Source organism: Micromonospora eburnea (assembly GCF_900090225.1).
In the GTDB taxonomy this organism is placed as follows: domain Bacteria; phylum Actinomycetota; class Actinomycetes; order Mycobacteriales; family Micromonosporaceae; genus Micromonospora; species Micromonospora eburnea.
On record NZ_FMHY01000002.1, the window covers coordinates 4,447,465 to 4,466,936 of the forward strand.

Annotated in this window: 13 protein-coding genes; 6 read left to right on the plus strand and 7 right to left on the minus strand. The window is 73.8% G+C overall.

Annotated features, from left to right (window positions below):
• Nucleotides 1-37: 37 nt before the first annotated feature.
• The 5 genes from GA0070604_RS19655 to GA0070604_RS19675 form a co-directional block, all read right to left on the minus strand.
• Nucleotides 38-4,534 (minus strand): hypothetical protein, encoded by a 4,497-nt coding sequence (locus GA0070604_RS19655; protein ID WP_091120353.1) that lies wholly within the window; start codon nt 4,532-4,534, stop codon nt 38-40.
• Between the two features lie 156 nt (nt 4,535-4,690).
• Nucleotides 4,691-6,424 carry a bifunctional 3-(3-hydroxy-phenyl)propionate/3-hydroxycinnamic acid hydroxylase gene (locus GA0070604_RS19660; RefSeq protein ID WP_244162010.1) on the minus strand — a complete coding sequence of 578 codons (1,734 nt, stop codon included), beginning with the start codon at nt 6,422-6,424 and terminating at the stop codon, nt 4,691-4,693.
• A gap of 127 nt (nt 6,425-6,551) precedes the next feature.
• Nucleotides 6,552-9,830 carry an ATP-binding protein gene (locus GA0070604_RS19665; RefSeq protein ID WP_208602123.1) on the minus strand — a complete coding sequence of 1,093 codons (3,279 nt, stop codon included), beginning with the start codon at nt 9,828-9,830 and terminating at the stop codon, nt 6,552-6,554.
• Between the two features lie 169 nt (nt 9,831-9,999).
• Nucleotides 10,000-10,479 carry a cupin domain-containing protein gene (locus GA0070604_RS19670; RefSeq protein WP_091120362.1) on the minus strand — a complete coding sequence of 160 codons (480 nt, stop codon included), beginning with the start codon at nt 10,477-10,479 and terminating at the stop codon, nt 10,000-10,002.
• A 27-nt stretch (nt 10,480-10,506) separates the two neighbouring features.
• A complete protein-coding gene (locus tag GA0070604_RS19675) occupies nt 10,507-11,088 on the minus strand; it encodes a dihydrofolate reductase family protein (RefSeq protein ID WP_091120366.1) in 582 nt (193 codons plus the stop codon).
• A 164-nt stretch (nt 11,089-11,252) separates the two neighbouring features.
• Here GA0070604_RS19675 and GA0070604_RS19680 point away from each other — a divergent pair, with 164 nt between their 5' ends.
• The 4 genes from GA0070604_RS19680 to GA0070604_RS19695 all read left to right on the plus strand — a co-directional run bounded on the left by GA0070604_RS19680 (nt 11,253) and on the right by GA0070604_RS19695 (nt 16,231).
• Nucleotides 11,253-14,039, plus strand: a complete 2,787-nt coding sequence (locus tag GA0070604_RS19680) for an ATP-binding protein (RefSeq protein ID WP_091120370.1) — start codon at nt 11,253-11,255, stop codon at nt 14,037-14,039.
• A gap of 520 nt (nt 14,040-14,559) precedes the next feature.
• On the plus strand, nt 14,560-15,234 hold the full coding sequence (locus tag GA0070604_RS19685; RefSeq protein ID WP_091120374.1) for a hypothetical protein: 675 nt from the start codon (nt 14,560-14,562) through the stop codon (nt 15,232-15,234).
• A complete protein-coding gene (locus GA0070604_RS19690) occupies nt 15,231-15,623 on the plus strand; it encodes a phage holin family protein (protein WP_091120377.1) in 393 nt (130 codons plus the stop codon). Before GA0070604_RS19685 ends, GA0070604_RS19690 begins: the two co-directional genes overlap by 4 nt.
• Before the next feature lie 23 nt (nt 15,624-15,646).
• Nucleotides 15,647-16,231: a DUF3618 domain-containing protein gene (locus tag GA0070604_RS19695; RefSeq protein WP_091127276.1), complete on the plus strand. Its 585-nt coding sequence runs from the start codon at nt 15,647-15,649 to the stop codon at nt 16,229-16,231.
• A gap of 215 nt (nt 16,232-16,446) precedes the next feature.
• Here GA0070604_RS19695 and GA0070604_RS19700 read toward each other — a convergent pair whose 3' ends face one another.
• The gene (locus tag GA0070604_RS19700; RefSeq protein WP_091120381.1) at nt 16,447-17,430 is read right to left on the minus strand and encodes an NAD(P)-dependent alcohol dehydrogenase; all 984 of its coding nucleotides are present in this window, start codon (nt 17,428-17,430) and stop codon (nt 16,447-16,449) included.
• 111 nt (nt 17,431-17,541) lie between these two features.
• Between GA0070604_RS19700 and GA0070604_RS19705 the strand changes: the two genes are divergently transcribed.
• Nucleotides 17,542-18,249 carry a TetR/AcrR family transcriptional regulator gene (locus GA0070604_RS19705; protein ID WP_091120384.1) on the plus strand — a complete coding sequence of 236 codons (708 nt, stop codon included), beginning with the start codon at nt 17,542-17,544 and terminating at the stop codon, nt 18,247-18,249.
• A gap of 102 nt (nt 18,250-18,351) precedes the next feature.
• Here the strand turns inward: GA0070604_RS19705 and GA0070604_RS19710 are convergent, their stop codons facing one another.
• Nucleotides 18,352-18,744 carry a hypothetical protein gene (locus tag GA0070604_RS19710; protein ID WP_244162011.1) on the minus strand — a complete coding sequence of 131 codons (393 nt, stop codon included), beginning with the start codon at nt 18,742-18,744 and terminating at the stop codon, nt 18,352-18,354.
• A gap of 117 nt (nt 18,745-18,861) precedes the next feature.
• Between GA0070604_RS19710 and GA0070604_RS19715 the strand changes: the two genes are divergently transcribed.
• Nucleotides 18,862-19,470, plus strand: coding sequence for a class I SAM-dependent methyltransferase (locus GA0070604_RS19715; RefSeq protein WP_208602124.1), 609 nt, complete (start codon nt 18,862-18,864; stop codon nt 19,468-19,470).
• The last annotated feature ends 2 nt before the right edge of the window (nt 19,471-19,472 follow it).

The window sequence follows — 19,472 nt, forward strand, 5'->3', positions numbered from 1 at the left end:
GCGGTGCCTTGCCGGTTGCGGTCCGGAACCCGCCCGGTCACCGGGTGCCCCAGGGCAGGTCGCCGATGTCCAGCCGCAGCGAGCCGCGCCGTGCCGACAGGCCCGGCCCCACACCCGGCTCACCCGCCTCGCCGTCCAGCGCCTCGATCGGCAGCGCGTAGCCGCGGCCGTCCGGCCAGTCCGGCCAGGTCCCCACCGCGGTCAGGGCCGCGGCCACCTCCGGGTCGGCCCCGGCGACCTGAGCAAGGGCGGTGATCAGGGCCGCCTCGTGCGCGTCGGTCCAGCCCGTCGGCGGCCCGGAGAAGTCCGGGCCGAGGGTCCGCGCCCGGGCGAGCACGTTCCGCAGTTCCCTGGCGGCCCGGGGTCGCTTCCGCTCGTCCTGCGGCTCGCCGTCGTTCGGCGTGCCGAGCACGACGAGTTGGTGCGCCCGGTACGTCTGCCAGCAGGCGAGCAGGGCGACCGCGCGTTCGGAGGTGAACAGGTCGCCGATCCGTACCCGGCGCGGGGTGCCGTCCGCGCCGGGTACGTCCGGCACGCTCCGCCGGGCCGGGTTGGGCGGGTCCCAGGCGATGCCGAGCAGGTCCCGCAGCCCTTGCCGGGCGAAGTGCCAGATCGAGCGGCGCACCCCGTCATGGGTCCGCAGTGCGAGGGTGAACCGGTGCACCCAGTGCCAGGCCCGCAGGTCGAGCACGTCGACGAGGTTCTCGATGGTGAACGGCACCCCCGCGTCCGGGCCGGAGAGCCCCATCCGGGCCCGCCGCAACCCCAGCTCCGGGCACCACAGGCTGTTCCCGTCCCGGCCCCAACCCGGGGTGGCGGAGAGCCCGGCGAGCCCGCCCAGCGCCTCGTACGCGTCCCGGTCGGTCGCGCGCAGTGCGGCCAACCACGCCCAGAGCTGGCCCGGCTCGCAGCGCAGGGTGAAGACCGGCGGGTTCACCGGCGCCGGACGCGGACCGTCGGCGGGCCAACCGAACGGGCCGAGCCGCAGCAGGGCCCGGTCGCTGCCGTCAACCACGTCGAAGTAGCCGCCGGCCGAGCCGGTGCGGGTGTTCTCGGCGACGGCGCGCAGCACCTTGAAGGTGGAGAGCCGGCGTAGGGCCGGCTCGGCGACCACCGGTTCGGCGTGCCGCGCGGTCGCCACGAGCATCGGCAGCGACGGCCCGGTGGCCTGCCCCGCCGGCCGTGGCAGCAGCGCCTCCGGGAGCAGTTCGGAGACCGGCTCCACCACCGGGCCGGACCATTCCGGCTGGTCGGGGCGGGTGACCCGGAAGCCGAGCGGGATCAGCTCGGGATGGGTCACCGGGGCCGGGCCGGCGTCGGCGGGACGCCCGGTCACCATCCGGGAGTAGAGCCGCTGGTCGGCCGGGCGTTCGGTGTCGGAACGCCACACGTTCGCCGCCGCCAGGTGCTGTGGTGTGCCGCCGGTGACCTGCCACGCCTCCACCACCACCGGGGCCCGCCAGCGCTTCTCCAGCCAGTGCTGGATGGCGACCTGGGTGGGCAGGTCCGCCACCCCGTGGATCGGGCCGTGGTAGCGCTCGGCCTCGGGCACCTCGACCGGCTCCAGCCGGTCGGAGTAGCGGGGGGCGGTGGCACCGGCCGGCTCACGGGCGGCCCACCCCGACCGGGCGTAGGTCTGGAACTCCCGCACCGCCCGGTAGGTGTGCGCGTCGTACCTGCCGAGCGCCGGTTGCTGGTCGAAGCCGAGTGTGGCCAGGTCGGCGTGCAGCCGGCCGACCCAGTTCTCGGTGACGAGGTCGGCCGGCCGGTCGGCCCCGCCGTACCGGGCCTGCTCTCCCGCCGTCGCGTCGTGGTCGTCGCGTTCCAGCAGGTAACCGCCGTACGGTGCCGGAGCCAGCAGCGAGCAGCCGTAGGACAGGTCGACCCGGTGCGCGGTGAGCGGGGCGATCCGTCCGTCCGGCCCGTACCACCAGAGCCGCTGGGTGGCCGACTTGCCCTCCCCGGCCGGCCAGCTGAAGGTGACCTCGCCGAGATTGTTGTGTCCGACGATCTCCCGGCCGGCGCCGGGCAGGGCGATCCACCGTTCGAGGTTGGCGACGGCGGCGGCGTACTGCTCCAGCTTCTCCCGGTCGGGCAGGCCGGCCGGGTCCCACACCGGCTCCGGTGTGGTGTCGTCCGGCGCCTGCGGGTCGCTCTCGTCGTGGCGGAGGAACTGCACCTGGACGATCCACTCCGGTGGCCGGGAGAGCAGCTTCAGCCCGTCGTAGTCGCCGACGGCGGGCCGCCCGGAGACCCACCAGCCCACCCCGGCGTCGGCGGCGACCGCCACCTCCGTGCCGGCCGGGAACCGTTCGCCGGCCCGGCCCGCCTCCTCGTTCGCCCAGCCGACCAGGTCGAGCCGGCGGCCGACGGGCAGCACCGGGGCGTAGCCGGTCGTGTGCAGGATCTTGGTCTTGTCGTCCTCGTTGCGCAGGGCGCTGGAGACGAAACCGGCGATCACCCCCTCGGTCCGGTTGACCCCCTCGAACGGCCGGGCCGGGTCGGGCCCGCAGCCGTACGGCAGCGTCGCCGAGTACCGGATCCGCTCGGCGGAGCCGAAGTGGATGTCGCCGCCGAGCAGCACCACCCGGCGCCGTCGTACGCCGTCCGGGCCGGGCGGAGCGGCGGCCAGCAGCCGGCCAAGGAACTTGTGCGCCGCTGCCTCGCTGGCCAGCCAGGCGTCCTCCAGGTCGGCGGCGTACCGGCCGGCGGCGACCAGCGCCAACGGCTGGACCACCCGTTCCAGCAGCGGCATCCCGAAGACCGCGATCGGCTGGGCCACCACGGTGACCGCCTCGTCGTCCAGGACCCCGCCACCGCTGACCATCTCGATCAGCGGGTGGTCGGCCAGGAGCAGTCCGCCGGGCCTCGTGGCGGTCGGGAACTCCCGCCAGGTCCGGGTGTCCAGGGCCAGGAGCTGGTACCGCGGCCAGGTCACCGCGAAGTGGTAGACCAGCGCACCGCCGGGTCGGGCGATCCGGCCCTCCGGGGTGATCCCGGTCGGCAGCCCGAGCCGGGTGCGCAGCCGCTGGTCGTCCGGGTCGTTGGGGGCGGCGAGCCAGCCACCCAGCGCCGACAGCAGCTCCCGGCCGGGCTCGCCGGCCGCGCCCTCCTCGGCGAACCGGGTCGGGTCGTTGCCCCAGGCCTGGAACACGACGTACGCGGACATCGCGTTCCGGACGATGCGCCGACCCAGCGGAGAGCCGATCACCGCGTTCTCGACCCAGTCGCGGGTGATGTTCCAGTCGTCGCTGACCTCGTGGTCGTCGGCGACCATGTACGTCGGCACGTTGGCGAGTTGGCGACGGACCTCGGGCAGCCCCTGCTGGAAGAAGCGGAGCCGGATCGCCTGCTCGTGCCACCGCAGGTACCGCTCCGCGATCGGCCGCTGCACCCCGCTCGGCGAGTAGGCCCGGCCGCTTACCAGCAGGTCGTAAACGGTCTCCCCGGGGCGGCGGCCCTGCGGATCCTGCAGGATCCGGGTGTCGGCCGGGAAGACGTCCTCGAACCTCGGGTACGTCGCCGGCCAGAGCTGGTCGGACCAGACCATCAGGTACATGCAGACGTACTCGCGCAGCGACATCAGGTGGCTGTCGGCCGCACCCGAGGTGAACTTCGCGGCCGTGGCGAGGGTCTCGGCCCGGCGGCCCGGCACCAGCGACCGGTCGGTCGGCTCGCCGGGCATCGGCAGCGATTCCGGTGGCATGCCGAGGCTGACGGCGACCCCGGGCGAGGCGGGCACGGCTGGCTGCCCGTCCCGGGCCGGCACGGCGTCGTGTCCCTGGATCATCGCCAGCAGCACGTCCGCGACGTCGTCGGCGTAGATCTGGTCACCGGTGAGGACGAGCTGGTGCGGGCGTCGGCCCGGGTCGCCGACGGTCTCGGCGATGGCCTGGTCCAGTGCCGGCAACGCGTCCCTGCCCTCGCCGTGCGGCTTGCGGCACGAGCCGTGGAAGATCCGCAGTTGGCCGGGGTCGGCCGGCGGGGTGGCGAAACTCGGGTACTCCGGCGCCGCGCCGGGCTTGTCGGGGTCGACGTAGGTCAGCAGTTTGAGTGCCTCGTCGCCGGACGCGGCCACCACCGTCGGGGCCAGCAGCGAATCCCAGGAGCCGGCGGCACCGGAGAAGGAGAGGTCGTAGCCGTACAGCCGGCCCGGCTCAAGGGTCCCGCTGGCCCGCACCGCGACCACGTACAGCCGCTCACCCAGCCGGATCGCCGACCGGCTGCCGGTTGCCACGACCGGCCCGCGGATGTGGCCCGGACCGCTCTCGAACACGGTCAGCGTGACCGTGCACGCCGAGCGGACGGCGACGAAGACGGTCGCACTGCCCGGGTCGACCCGGCGCAGGACCGGCCCACAGACGACGAACGGCGCCGGCCCGGCGGCGAGTTCCGACCGCGCGGTACCCGGTCGATCCGCTGTCGACGGTGCGGCGGCGTCCAGTGCCGACGAATACGCGGCGGGCGGCGGGTCTGCGTGGGGCCCGACGGGTACGGCCGGGTACCCGTCAATCGGGGCGGGGGCGTCGGTCATCGGGGACGCCCGGACCTCTGTGACATGGTGAACTCCCGTTCGCTGCTGCTCGGAACCGCGCTCGGCGAGGAGCCCGCGCGGGGGTGGCGACCCAGGCGCCGGTGACCGCTGATCCGGGTCACCGGGGCACCGCCCGGTCACCCGGAGGGGCGGTGGCTACCGTCGTTCGGCCGCGCGGGGTCGGCCCACCCGGTCGCGACTTCGGGGCCGACCCGGTGCCGCTGGCGCGCCCCCGAACCATCCGACCGGGACCGATCCGGTGCGCCCGAGGGCGGCCGAGAGGTCCCACCCGACCCGGTCGATCCCGTCGGCCGCCGTCAGGGCGAACACGAACCGGTCCGGCCGCAGCACCACCAGGTCGGCCTGGTGGCGCCGGAGCCAGCCGCCGAGCACACCGTCGACGTCAACCACGTCGACCCGGTCCGGCTGGCCGTCGCCGGGTGGGGCCGGCAGGTCGGGCACCGGGGTGCCGGACGGGTGGACGGCGACGAACCGCACCGGCAGCCCCCGCCACTGCGATCCGAGCGGACTGCCCGGCGTGGCGGGGCCGAGCACGGCGAAGCCGTCGCCGAGCGCCTCGTCGAGCAGGCACGAATCGGGTGATCCCGGGATGAGGATCCGCGGCTGGGGAAACATCGTCCCGACCGCGCCGTCCCGCCGACCGCCGGCCATCAGGCCCCGCCGGTACGCCGGCACCGGCTTGAACTCGAACCGTTCCACGAACCGCCGTACCCGGGGAATCGCCTGGACCGCCCGCAGCACGGTGTCCCGCATCCAGGCGGTGTACCGGTTGCGGGCCAGGAAGACACGTCCCAGCCGTACGCTGGTCCGCGCCATCTCCACGGTGTGCGGGCGCCGCTCGGTCTCGTACGTGTCCAGTACCGTGGCGTCGGCGGCGCCGGACAGCACCAGGGCCAGCTTCCACGACAGGTTCGCCGCGTCCCGCAGGCCGCTGCACAGTCCCTGGCCGAGAAACGGGGGCATCTGGTGGGCCGCGTCGCCCAGCAGGAAGACCCGCCGCTCCCGCCACCGCTGCGCGATGAGGTGGTGGAAGGTGTAGACCACCGCCCGGGTGACGGTGAACCGCGCCGGGTCGACGTACGGCGAGACGAGCGCGGCGACGTTCTCCGGTCGCTGCACCTCGGCATCGGTCTCGCCGGGGCGCAGCATGAACTCCAGGCGGTAGCTGCCGACCGCGCCGGGTGACACGAACGCCGGCCGCTGCCAGTCGCAGACGAATGTGGTGTCCCTGACCCGCACGGCGTCGGGCGGCACGTCGCCGGAGATCGCCAGCCACGGCTCGGCGTAGCTCTCCCCGGCCAACCCGATCCGGACGGCGGACCGGGTGGTGCTGCGGGCACCGTCGCAACCGAGCACGTACCTGGCGCGGACCGCCCGCCGCTGCCGGGTGACCGTGTCGGACAGGAGCACCATCACCCCGTCGTCGTCCTGCTCCAGGCCGACCAGCTCGGTGCCGAGCGAGAGCTGGACGTGCGCGAAGCGGTCCAGCCCGGCCCGCAGCGTCCGTTCCAGCCGTGGCTGGTCGAAGAAGCGCAGCGGCGCGTGCCCGTACCCGAAGTCCGTCTCGGACAGCGCCATCCGGGCGAAGACCCGGCCCGCGTGGTTGACGTACTCGACGAGCGGCGGGGCGATCATCTCGCCGCGTACCTCGTCGAGCAGGCCGGCCTGCTGGTAGATGCGTAGCGCCTCGTCGTCGCAGGAAAAGGCCCGCGGCTGGCCGTGCGGGGCCACGCCGCGCTCCACGACCAGCGTGGTGACGCCGCGGGCGCCGAGCAGGTTGGCGGCGAGCGCGCCCACCGGCCCGCAGCCGATGACGGCCACCTCGACCTCCTCGACCGGGTGGTGAGCCAACGGCTGAACTGGGCGCATCCTGGTGCCCTTCCGGAACATGCTCCTGTGGGACGGCTCCGGCCGTCCGCTCTCGACGCAGACCAGGGCACCAGGTCGACGTAGAGAAGTTGTGGAGAGGATGTGGAGACCGGACTCCACAGCGCGGTCAGAAACCGCCCTCGCTGGCGAACCGGGGCAGCAGCAGGCCGGCCCCCTGCTCGGCGGCGATCCGGGCCCCGATGTCCCACTCGGCACGGTCGCGGCGGGCGACACCGCGGATCCGGTGCAGTTCCGCGACGAACACCCGCTCGCCCACCCGGTCGGCCACGGCCAGTCCCTCCTCGGCCAGCGTCGCCGCGGTCTCCGGGTCACCGGCCGTCAGGTACGCCTCGGCCATTGCGGAGAGCACGATGGTCCGGGTGGACCGCAGTCCGGGACGGTAGATCCCGTCGCTGGCGACTCGCATCGCTTCGAGCCGGCCGTGGTCGCCGCCCCGCGCGGCAGCCCACTCGGCGTAGAACGCCCCGGTCGTCAACATGTGCGGCAGGCCGGTGACCCGCCCGATGTGCCGGCACCGCCACGCCGCGACCCGGGCCGCGGCGGCGTCGTGTTCCTGCATCGCCAGCCAGCCGGCGAAGAGTGCCGCGTTCGCCCGGCCGTACGGGTCGTCGAGCTCCTCGGCGAGGGCCTCGGCGTCGGCGATGTCCGCCCAGGCACCGGACGGGTTGCCGCGCGCCGAGCGGACCAGCGCCCGGAAGTTGTAGCAGCCCAGGACCGGGTGCCGACCGACTTCCCGGCGGAGCAGCCCCCGGTCGACCGTGCGTAGCCGGTCGATCGCGGCGGTGAGCCGGCGCTCGCCGTCCGCCAGCCGGCCGGTGAAGTAGCCGACCGCGCCCAGCAGGTACTCGCCGGCCACGGCGATCAGCTTGGTGCCGTCGTCCTCGGCCCGGACCAGCCGTTCGGCGAGGTCGGTGCAGATCGCGTACTCGGCCCGGTTGGCGGCCAACTCGCCCAGTGCCCAGAGCGCGTGACGGATGTCGGCATCCGGCCCCACCAGCGTCAGCAGCTCACGGGCGCGGGCGCAGACCTGGTCGACCGCGTCGCTGCCGACGCCGACCGTCATCTGCAACAGCGCCGCGCGGCGCAACTGGACGGTCAGTTCGGTCCGCGCCACGTCGGGCGAGACCTCGGCGGTCGGGGCCAACCGGTGCGCGGCGCGTTCGAGGTGACCGAGCGCGTCCTCGTAGGCGACCCGCCGGGTCGCGTCGTCGGCGGCGAGCAGCGACCACCGCAGGTGGTCCTCGCCGTGGCCGAGCCCGATCGCCTGACCGTAGTGGTGGGCCAGTTCGGCCGGCGCGACATCGGCGGCCCGCTCGTATGCCTTGGCCAGCCGGGCGTGCAGTGCGGCCCGGCGCGGCGGGACCAGCTCGGCGTAGGTGACCTCGGCGATGAGCGGATGACGGAAGGTGACCGCGCCCGGTCCGGCCTCGGTCACCAGTGCGGCCGTGTAGGCCGGGGCGAGCCCGTCGGCGACGGCCGGTGCCGTGGTGCCCAGCGCCGCCGCCATCACCTGGAGGTCGAGGTCGTGTCCGGCCACGCTGAGCAGGTCGAGGCAGCGCCGGGCGGGATCGGGCAGCCCGCCGAGCCGCAGCCGTACGGTGTCCCGGATGCTCGGCGGCAGCTCCGCGGCGGCTGCCGGGTCGGCCCGCGACCGGAGCAGCTCCGTGATGAAGAACGGATTCCCGCCGGTACGGGTGACGAGTCGGGCCACGACCGGCTCCGTCGGCGCCACCCCGGTCCGGTTCCGGACGAGGTCGGCGACCGAGGGCGCGTCCAGCCCGGCGAGCCGGAGCTGGCTGAAACCCTGCCCGCGAGCCAGCTCGGCGACGGTCGCCACCAGGGCCGGATCGTGGTCGTACGGTCGGAGGGTGGCGACCACCAGGGCCCGGGCCGCCGACAGCTCGGCGGAGAGGAACCGCAGCAACAGCAGCGAGTCCGGGTCCGCGGCGTGCAGGTCGTCCAACACGACCAGCAGACCGCACGGCCGGGCCACCGCGTGCACCAGTTCCGACACCGCCTCGTACGCCTGGAACCGCGCCGTCGGGTCGAGTCCGCCACTGCCGGCCGGGCCGGACAGCGATCCGGCGGCGAACCCGTCCAGCCGGCTCGTCGAGCCCGTGGCGCTGGCCTCCGGCATCGCCGCGAGGGCGCGTACCACCTGGCTCCACAGCCAGAACGGTGGCGCCTGCCCGACGTCGGGACAGCGGCCCCAGACCACCGGAACGCCGTCCGCGGCCGCCTGCGCCCCGAGTGCCGCGGCGAGGCTGGTCTTGCCGATGCCGGCCTCCCCCACCAGAGCCAGCACCCGCCCGCCGTGCCGGGTGGCCACGTACAGCGTCTCCCGCAGCCGCTCCAGCTCTGCGCCACGGCCCACCAGCGGGCCCGTCCAGTCCGGCCGCACACCGGCCAGGGCCGGGCCCCGCCCGGGCGGCGTCCCGGCCGGCTCGGCCCCGCTCTCCTCGGAACGCGCCCCGACGGGGTCCACATTGGCCGCGTCCTCGCCCGGCAGGGGTCCGGTCTCGTCCGGCAGCACCGCGCCGGGTGTCGGTCCAGCGTCGACCCGGGGCGACGGGATCTCGGCGACCCGCGCGACGTCCGCAGCGACCGCCACCGGCCGGCCGGGCTCCGCTGGTACGGACTGCTCCAGGATCATCCGGTGCGCCGCCCGCAGTTGTTCGCCGGGGTCGAGCCCGTACTCGCTGGCCAGGGTCCGGCGCCCCTCGTCGAAGGCCGCCAGCGCCTCGGTCTGCCGGCCGGACCGGTACAGCGCCAACATCAACTGCGCGCGGGCCCCCTCGCGCAGCGGGTTCGCCGACACGAACCGGCGCAGTTCCGCCAGCAGCGCCGCGTGCCGGCCGGCCGCGACGGCGGCGGTGAACCGCCCCTCCTCGGCGCTCAGCCGCAGCTCAGCCAGCCGCGCCGCCTCCGGGCGCACGGCGGCCAACTCCGCGACGCCCGCCAGCGGATCGCCACGCCACAACGCCAACGCCTCGACGTAGCTCCGCTCGGCGACCGCCGGTTCCCCGGCCGCGAGCGCGTCCGCCGCCCGGTCCACGAGGCGGCCGAACCGGACCGCGTCGATGGCCTCGGCTTCCACCCGCAGCTCGTACCCCCTCGGGTGGCTGCGCAGGATTCGCGACGGCTCGCGGTGGGACCGCTCGGGCTCCACGGCCCGGCGCAGCCCGGCGACGTACGTGCGCAGCGTCATCTGGGCGCTGGCCGGCGGTCGCCCGTCCCACAGCGCCTCGACCAGCCAGTCGGCGGCGACGACCCGGTTGGGTCGCAGCAGGAACAGGGCCAGCAGTGCCTGCTGCTTGGGCCCCCCGAGGGGCACCACCCGCCCGTCCCGAACGATCTCCGGTGGACCTAGCACCCGGAACTGCACACCATCACCACATCGACGGTCCCGACATGTCCGGTGCCGAGTATGGCAGCGATCGGGCCGCACCGCGCACCCGCCGTCCATCCGGTCACGCGCGCGGGCGCAGGCGTGGTCCGGTCACCTTGGCAGCGCGGCGGTCGCGGGAACACCCGCGACCGCCGCGCGTGCACGCTCAGAGCCAGTACGTGTCGTGGCGAAGGAAGAACTCGGTCCGTTCCTCCTCGCTCAGCTCCGCCAGCCCGGCCAGCCCCTCGAAGTAGCCCTCCCGAGGGGCGCCCGGCGCGAAGTGCAGCAACATCGAGGCGGGTTCGCCGGACTCGTTGCGGAACGCGTGCACCCCGCCCTCGGGCACGTGGACGAAGTCGCCCGGCTCGGTGTCGATCCAGCGTCTGCCGTCGTAAATGCGTACCGAGCCGGCCAGGATGAAGAACGACTCGGAGATGCTGCGGTGGAAGTGCGGTGCCGGGCCGCTGACGGTCGGGCCCATGTCCCAGCGGTAGAGGCCGAACTGACCGTTCGTCGTGGCGCCGGTGGCCAGGTAGTGCGCCCCGCCGCCGTTGGCGTGGCGCAGCTCGGGCGCGGCGTCCGCCGTGCGGTACGTCGCGCTGGTCTCCCCGGTGGCCCCGTGGTACCGCGGTCGCGGGTACGTCATGCGCGTCCCTCCTTCGACGACCGTGGCCTACCGCTTCTCCGCGGGCTGGTAGCGCAGGATGACGACGCCGGAGCTGAGCACGGTCTGTCCGGCCAGTCGCAGGTTCGCCGCGCCGCCGTCGCGGAACAGCAGGTCGCCGCTCTCCACCCGTCCCTCGCCCACCAGGACCGGGTGCACCCAGAACCGCAGCTCGTCGATCAGATCGTGCTCGAGCAGGGTGCGGGCGAGCCGACCGAAGCCGTACATCAGGATGTCCTTGCCAAGCTGTCGCTTGAGCTCCGCGACCTCCTTCGCGACGTCCCCGCCGATAATGGTGGAGTTCTCCCAGTCGGCCCGCTCCAGCGTCGTCGAGACGACGTACTTCGGCAGGCTGTTCATCCGGTCGGCGAAGCCGGCCTCGTCGCGGGGCATGCTCGGCCACGCCTGGGCGAACCCCTCGTACGTGTCCCGTCCGAGCAGCAGTGCGTCGCTGGCGAACAGCTGCTCCAGGGCGTACTGCTGCCCCTCCTCGGTCATGTACGAGAGCATCCACAGGTGCGGGTTCGCGATGACCCCGTCGAGGGAGACATACGTCGACGCGATCACCTTGCGGGTCGGGGTGTCGGTCATGGTGGCGGTCCTCTCGCTCGTGCCGGCCGGACCTCGGCGCCGGCCTGCTCTTCACACGGGGACCAGCCTGCGGCCGAGGCGGGTCGGCGGGCATCCGTGACGGCCACGGATCCGGGTACGGAAAGCCGGCACGGACGCCCCACCCGGGTACGGGACAATGGGGCGTGCGCCTGACACCCACCGAACGACCGTCAAAGCGCGAGGCGGAGGTCCTCGCCCTGCTCGGGCTGCGCCTGTCGAACGCCGAGATCGCCGAGCGGCTCTTCATCTCGGTGCGCACGGTGGAGAGCCATGTCTCGTCGTTGCTGCGCAAGTACGGCGTCGCCGACCGGTTCGATCTCGCGGCATCCGCCCAGCCACCGCAGGGCGCCACCCCGGCGGGCGAGCTGGCCGGGCTGCCCGACCCGCGTACGGCCTTCGTCGGGCGCGAGCGCGAGCGGGACGCTCTTCTCACCGCGCTGCGGCACAACCGGCTGGTGACCCTGGTCGGACCGGGCGGGGTCGGCAAGACCCGGCTGGCCTGTGTGGTGGGCGCGGCGGCGGCGCCGGCGTTCCCGCTCGGCGGGGCTTTCGTCGATCTCGTACCGGTCCGGGACGGCTTCGTGGCCCAGGCCGTGGCGGCCGCCCTCGGGGTCACCGAGCAGGCGCAGCAACCGCTGGCGGCCGCCATCACCGACCGCCTCGGCCAGGGCCGTACCCTGCTCGTGCTGGACAACTGCGAGCACCTGCTCGACCCGGTGGCCGGCTTCGTCGAGCGGATCCTGTCCACCTGCCCGGACACCACCGTCCTGGCCACCAGCCGGGAGCGGCTCGCCGTACCCGGCGAACAGATCATCCCGGTGGCCCCGCTGCCGCCGGAGACCGACGCGGTCGCCCTGTTCCAGGACCGGGCCCGGGCCGCCGACCCGCACTTCAGCGCGGACCCGGCGATCGTGGCCGAACTCTGCGCCCGACTCGACGGGATGCCGCTGGCGATCGAGTTGGCCGCCGCCCGCAGCGCGTCCCTGGGTGCGGCGGGCCTGCTGGCCGCGCTGGACGACGCCCCGCGCCTGCTGTCGGGTGGGCGCGGCGCGGACCGGCGGCACCGTTCGCTGCGCGCCGTGATCGGCTGGAGCCACGACCTGCTGGACGACGAGGAGCGCGCCCTGTTCCGGCGCCTGGCGGTGTTCGTGGGGAGCTTCGACCTCGCCGCGGCGGTGGCGGTCAGCCAGGCCGGCGGGCACGGCACGGTCGCCGACCTGCTCGGCCGGCTGGCGGACAAGAGCCTCGTCGTCCACCAGCGAGGGGCGATGAGCAGGTGGCGGCTGCTGGAGACGGTCCGGGCCTTCGCCGCCGAACAGCTCGCCACGGCCGGCGAGGAGCCGACGCTACGCGAACGGCACCTGCGCTGGGCCGCCGCGACGGCGGCGGGCCTGCGGCGGCGCCTGGCCGACCGACCGCGCGAGCACTCGCGGACGGGAGCGCAGGCCGCACCGGTCGACCACTACGGCGACGAGTTCCTCGCCGTCGCCGACGATCTCCGGGCCGCCCTGGCGAACTGCCCGCCGGGGCCGAGCCCGCTCGCCCACCAACTGGCCGACGCGCTCGGACACATTGCGTACGCGCACCGGTTCCTGCTGGAAGCCGCAGATCATTTCGAGCGCGCGGCCGCGCACGCTCCCGACCCCGATGCGGCCGTGCGGGACCTGCGTCACGCGGCGGACTGCCTCGTGGTCGCCACCAACTCGAGCCCCCGGGCGTTCCGCCAGTTGCTGGCCGCGGCGGAACGGGCCGGCGCGGCCGGCGACGGCGACGCGCGTGCCGTCGCGCTGGCCCGGGCCGTGGAGCTGGCCAACCGGTTCAACTCGGTGCCGGGCGCCGAGATATCCCAGCAGCGGCTACGCGACCTGCTCGACCACACGGTCGCCGCGGGGGCAGCGCACCGGCCCGCAGTGGCGGCCGGCCTGGCGTTGGCGCGGGCGTGGACGGCCGGTGGGCAGTGGCGCGACCCGGATCCTGATCTCGCCGCCACCGCGGTCGCGGCGGCTCGGAGGGCGGGCGACACCGTGCTGGTCAGCGCGGCACTGGAGGCGGTCAGCGCGGCGGCCACCAGGAGGGGCCGGCTGCGCGAGGCGCACCAGGTGGCCGGCGAACGCCTCGCCCTGCTGCCCGCGCTGCCGCGCGACGACCCGTACGCCGGTCCGGAGATCGTCGACGCGTTGCACATGGCGGTGACCTACGCGATCGCGGCGGGTGACCTGCCGGCCGCGCTTGCCGCCGCCCAGCGGGCGCAGCGGGACGACCTGTTGAGCAACCACCCGTACGCCTCGGCGAGCAAGCTGATCCCGGCCCTCGCCCTCACCGGGCAGTTCCGGGCGGCGATACGACAGGCCGACGCCACCTGGGCCGGTTGGCAGCGGGCGGGCAGCCGGCCCGCGCCCTGGCTGTCTCCGGCAGTCCTGGCGGCCGCGCTCGCGCACGGTCTGCTCGGCGACGACGCGAGCTTCGGCCGGTGGCGGAGCCGCGCGCTTCAGGTCACCGGCCTCGCCGGGGCCGAGGACCTGCCCAGTGTCGTCCCGTTCCTCGCCTTCGTCGACGCGCGCGTCGCCGTCCACACCGGCCGGTTGGGCGAGGCGGCGGCGCTGACCGAACGCGCGTTCGGCCACTACCCGCAGAGCAGGTACGAGCCGTACGCCCGAGCGGCCGCGGCCGAACTCGCCGTCGTGGCCGGGCTGCCCGACGCGGCCGAACGCCTCGCCACGGCGGCGCCGGCGGGCGCGGAGAACGACTGGGCGGCGGCCTGCCTCGCCCGGGCGACCGGGCGGCTGCATCGCGACGAGAAGGCGCTGGCCGCCTCGGTCGAGGCCTGGAGGCGCATCGGCGCCCGGTTCGAACGCGCCTGCACGCTGCTGTTGCTGCCCGCGCGGGCGGCCGAGGGCCGCGCGGAACTGGCCGAGCTGACCGGCCGGTGAGCACGGCGGCGCGCTGACCGCGATCTTCGAGAAGCGCATGGCCAGCACGCTGGCGGCAGCTGTGCCGTAGGCGGCGCGGGTCGAACCGCGGCGTGGTTGGCGGCATCCGTCCAGGGCAACGCGCCACAGCCGCCGCCTGGATCATCGCCACGGACTTTCCTCGGCCACGCCGCTCCCGTTTCGCGCCCGCCCAGCCGGGTGGGCCGCTCCGTGCCGTCGGGTACGTCGGCGGAGGGGCGGATCGCCGGCCACGGCCAGCCGGAGAGGCCATGTCGGGATTTCCCCCTGCTGTCGGAGATATTCCTGCCGTGCGCACGGGGTTCGGCATGCGAGCTGGGAGCGGGCCGGGTGAGCAGGGCCGGCGGCCACACGAATGCGCTGCGTGTCGTCTTTCGGCTGGCCAGGGGCCACCGGCCGGCTCTCTTCCAACGGCCCGGCTGCGAATGGTGGTGAGTAGGTGGGGGTACGCGGCTGGTGTTCCGGGCTGCACCTGGCGCGGAGCTGAGGAGAGGAGCACGCGATGACGGCGATCAACCAGAGCAGACCGCCGGGCGGCGCTACCGAGCAGGCCCGCCAGGCGACGTCCCAGGTGGGTAAGCAGACCGCGCAGGCGGGCGGCCAGGTCGGTCACGCCGCCGCCGAGCAGGGCCGGCAGGTGGCCGCGCAGGCGCGGCAGGAGGCGCGGCACCTGACGGGGGAGGCCACCTCGCAGCTGCGCGACCAGGCCCGGAATCAGCAGCATCGGGCCGCGGAGGGGTTGCGCGGTCTCGGCCGCGAGTTCGGCTCGATGGTCGACGGCGGCAGGGACAGCGGGCTGGCCGGTGAAACCGTCCGGCGGGCGGCGACGGTCGCGGATCGGGCCGCCGGGTGGCTCGACGAGCGTGAACCCGGCGAGATGCTGGACGACATCCGCGGGTACGCCCGCCAGCACCCGGGCGTGTTCCTCGCCGGCGCGGCGATCGCCGGCGTGATAGCCGGCCGGCTCACCCGAAACCTGACCTCCGGGAACGGGAAGCGCTCAAGCGAACCGATGGGTCAGACGGCGCAGCCGGGCCAGCCGATGCCGCAGCCGCACGAGCGGGCGGTCGAGGCGCCGTACGCCGGCGAAGACGTCTACACCGGGGCGGCGCGAGCGCAGAACGTGTCGCCGACGGGCCGGCGCGAGACGGACATCCCCGGCGGGGTGGCACCGTGAGCGCCCCGGAGAAGGAGCGCATCCAGTCGGTCGGTGAGCTGCTGGGTGACGTGACCCGTGACATGTCGACGCTGTTCCGCCAGGAGATCGAACTGGCCAAGGCGGAGCTGCGCGAGGAGGCGAGCCAGGCCGGCAAGGCCGGCGGCATGTTCGCCGGTTCCGCGCTGGCCGGATTCCTGACCGTGCTGTTCGTCTCGTACGCGGCCTGGTGGGGCCTGTCCAACGTGATGGACCAGAGCTGGGCCGCGCTCATCGTGGCGGGGGTGTGGGCGATCGTCACCGCCATCCTCCTCACGATCGGGCGGGCGAAGCTGCGGCAGCTCCGCGCGGTGTTGCCGCGCACGCAACAGACCGCACGGCAGATGCCGAACGCCATGCGCGGCCAGTGAACGAGCCGGAAGGGAGCATGACCATGTCGAACGATCCAGATCGGATCCGACAGCAGATCGAGCAGACCCGCAGCGAGCTGGTCAGCGACGTCGACGCGCTGACCGACAAGGTCGACCCACGGCGTATCGCCGGTGACCGTGTCGGCCAGGCGCGCGGCGCGATCACCCGGGTCAAGGAGAAGATGATGGGCACACCCACGGACGGGCACCACCCCGGCCAGCAGATGTCGTCGGCTGGCGGGTCCATGCGGAGCCACGCCCGCGAGGTCGGGCAGCAGGCTCAGGGCAACCCGGTGGCGGCCGGCCTGATCGCCTTCGGCGCCGGGCTGCTGGTTTCCGCGCTGATCCCGCCGAGCCGGTCCGAGCGGCACTGGGCCGGACAGGCCAAGGGCATGGCCAGCCAGCACTCCGACGAGCTGCGCGAGCAGGCCAGCCAGGTCGGCCATCAGATGCGGGACAACCTGCGCGAGCCCGCTATGCAGGCAGCCCAGTCGGTGGGGTCCACCGCCATGCACGGGGCATCCGCCGTGCGCGGCCAGGCCCGGTCGGCCGCCCAACAGGTACAGGGGCGGGCGCAGGAAACCGCGGGTGAGCTTCGGCAGAGCTAGCCGGGGGTGGTGACGGGGCGGGCCCGCCTTACGCGGGTCCGCCCCGCAGTGCCGTTCCACCAACCTTGGTCACTGGTCCGTTCGGGGCAGGCGGCGGCGACTCGCCGCCTCTCCCCCGCCCTGGATCTTGCACGCCGTGCCTGCCGGCCGCCCTGACGCAACCCGGAACGCTCAGATCCTGCCGGCGAGCAGACCGGAATACGTCGGCCCGCGCGTCAGACGGTGATGACGACCTTCGCCCGCGCGTGCTCACCTTCGAGGTACCGGATGGCTTGGGGTACCTCGTGGAGTGGATAGGTCCGGTCGATGACCGGTGTAAGACGGCCGGCCTCGGCGTGGGCACGGAGCGTGTCGAGGTGCTGCCGGCTGGGTGCCGTCGTGAGTGTGACGATGCGGTGGCGGACGAAGTGCGCCAGCAGCCGCCCGCGCGCGATCAGCCAGACCGGTCCGATGAGGCTGCCGCCGTGGTACACGCCGCCGCCGGAGAGCACCAGCGTCCCGTCCGGGGTCAGCGCCCGCCGGAGCGCGGTCAGTGAGCGGTTGCCGACCAGATCGAGCACGACCTCGTGGCGGCGCGTCTCGCGGGCGAAGTCTTCGTGGGTGTAGTCGACGACGTGGTCGGCGCCGAGGGAGCGGACCAGGCCGACATTGCGGGTGCTGCACACCCCGGTCACGGTCGCGCCGAGCGCCTTGGCCAGCTGAACCGCCAGGGTGCCGACGCCGCCGGAGGCGCCGTTGATGAGGACGCGGTGGCCGGGCTCGACCCGCCCGACGTCGCACAGTCCCATGAGCGCGGTGGTGCCGGCCAACGGCAGCGCGGCCGCCTGCTGCGGCGTCAGGTTCGCCGGCTTTGGCGCGACCGACGTCTCGGGCACGCATACGTACTCGGCGAACGCGCCGTTGGCGTCGCCGAGATCGCCGAAGACGGAGTCGCCGGGGCGCACCCGTCGAACGTCGGCGCCGACGGTCTCGACCCGGCCGGCGAAGTCGCGGCCACGGATGCGTGCCCGGGGCCTTGCCGGGCCCATTGTCAACCGCGCCATCCAGGGATCGCCACGCATGGCGTGCCAGTCGTACGCGTTCAGCGCCGCGGCCTCGACTCGCACGAGCACCTCGCCGGCGGCGGGTACGGGCGCGGCGACGTCCGCGAGCGTAAGGGTTTCCGGCGGACCGTATCGGTCTTGGACGACTGCCTTCATGTTCCCCTCCTCCGAGTGTACGGCGTACACCTCCAAGGGAAAAGGGTAGGTGTACGCCGTACACCCGTCAAGGCGGATAGGGTTCAACCGCCACCGAAAGACGAGGACGAGATGGCTGAGATGCTGCGTCGGGCACCGCTGAGCAGGGATCGGGTCCTGCATGCCGCCGTCGCGCTCGCCGACGAGGCCGGGATCGAATCCCTCAGCATGCGTAACCTCGCCCAGGATCTGGGCGTCGTGCCGATGGCCCTCTACAAGCATGTGGCCAACAAAGACGAGCTGCTCGACGGCATGATCGACGTGGTCGTCAGCGAGATCGACCCGCCGGTGCCCGACGCCGGCTGGAAAGACGTCGTCCGCCGGCGCATCCTCTCGGCGCGGCAGGTGCTACGGCGCCACCCCTGGGCGCCGCTCGCGATCGAGTCGAGGAACATGGCCACGCCGGCCCTACTCGCCTACCTCGACTCGATGGTCGAGGCGTTCCGGGCCGGCGGGTTCTCCGCCGACCTCGCCCACCACGTGATGCACGCGATGGGCAGCCGGATCCTTGGATTCAGCCAAGAACTGTTCGACGCATCCCGCAACGCCGGCAGATCCGGCACGACCAACCCCGATCCGCCGGCAGCTCTACCACCGGAGGTCGCCGCCCGGTTCCCGCATCTCGCGGAGATCGCCATGGCGGCATCCCACGACAACGAGTCGGTCGTGGGGCAGGGCTGCGACGACCAGTTCGAGTTCGAGTTTGCGCTGGACCTGCTGCTGGACGGCATCGAACGGCTGCACCGGCAAGGCTGGACGTCCTCACGCCGGCTCCGGTGAGGCGTTGGGAAACCCAGCCGCTACGAGTGGCCGGGCCAGATGCCCCATGAGGCTGCCGGGTGGCTCATGCGCTGCTCATCGCCCGAGCTGCCACCTCATCCTTCAGCCGGTCGTCGAGGCCCGCTGGAGCGCCTGACGGACCTGCTGGATCGGCGGCGTTCCCGTCAATCCCGTGTCACCCGGGTAGAGCCGGCAGGCCAGACCGGACGCCATGGCCGGATCGGCAAAAGGGTCACGACCGTCGATCATCACGGTGGGTGAACCGACGAAGCCGAGTTGCTCAGCCTGGGCCTGGGTGGCGACCACGGTCGTTGTCACCCGTGTGCGGCAGAGCCCCAGGTCATCGAGTGCGCGCCGCACAACAGCGGTGGTGGTCTCAGCGTGGGGACAATCGGGGACCACGAGAACTTCCACGTCCATGGCGCAATCCTCTCTCGTCGCACCGCGGTCTACCCGGCACCACAGCCCCCAGTCCCGGTCGAGCAGGTCGGCCATCCGGTGGACCAACCCGACCGGTCGGTGATCGCCGCCGTCGGGCACCGCAGGGACCGACGTGCTTCCCGCGCCGGCCCCGGCTTGCTCTGGCGATCCGGGAGCTCATACAGTCACGCGGTGAACATGGCGCAGGTCCGGCAGGCGTATGCGTCCGTCGCGGAGCTCTACATCGAGCTGTTCGGTACCAGCCAGCAGGTGCACGCCGACGACCTCGCCTTCATCGGGCGGCATCTGGCGGGCCGACCTGGCACGGTGCTCGATCTGGGCTGCGGGCCTGGCCATATCACCGATCACCTTCGCTCGTTGGGCGTCGACGCGCAGGGAATTGACATGGTTCCCGAGTTCATCGCCCACGCGCGGGCGACCCACCCGAGCGGGAGTTACCAACTCGGGTCGCTGGAGAAGCTCGACGTCGCCGACCACTCCATCGCCGGCATCCTGGCCTGGTACTCGTTGATCCACCTGCCGCCGCAAGATATCGACGGCGTGCTCGCCGAGTTCCGGCGGGCGATGGCCCCGGGCGGAAAGTTGGTGCTCGGTGTCTTCTACGGTGACGAGGTCGCGGCCTTCGACCACAAGGTCGTGACCGCCTATCGCTGGCCCCTCGACGAGTTCTCCGAGCGGCTGAGGCGAGCTGGCTTCGCGGAAGTTGAGCGCCTGCGGCGGCCCGGCGACGGCACTCATCGGCCACACGCCGCCCTCGCGGCGGTCGCGACTGAGGGCTGAGC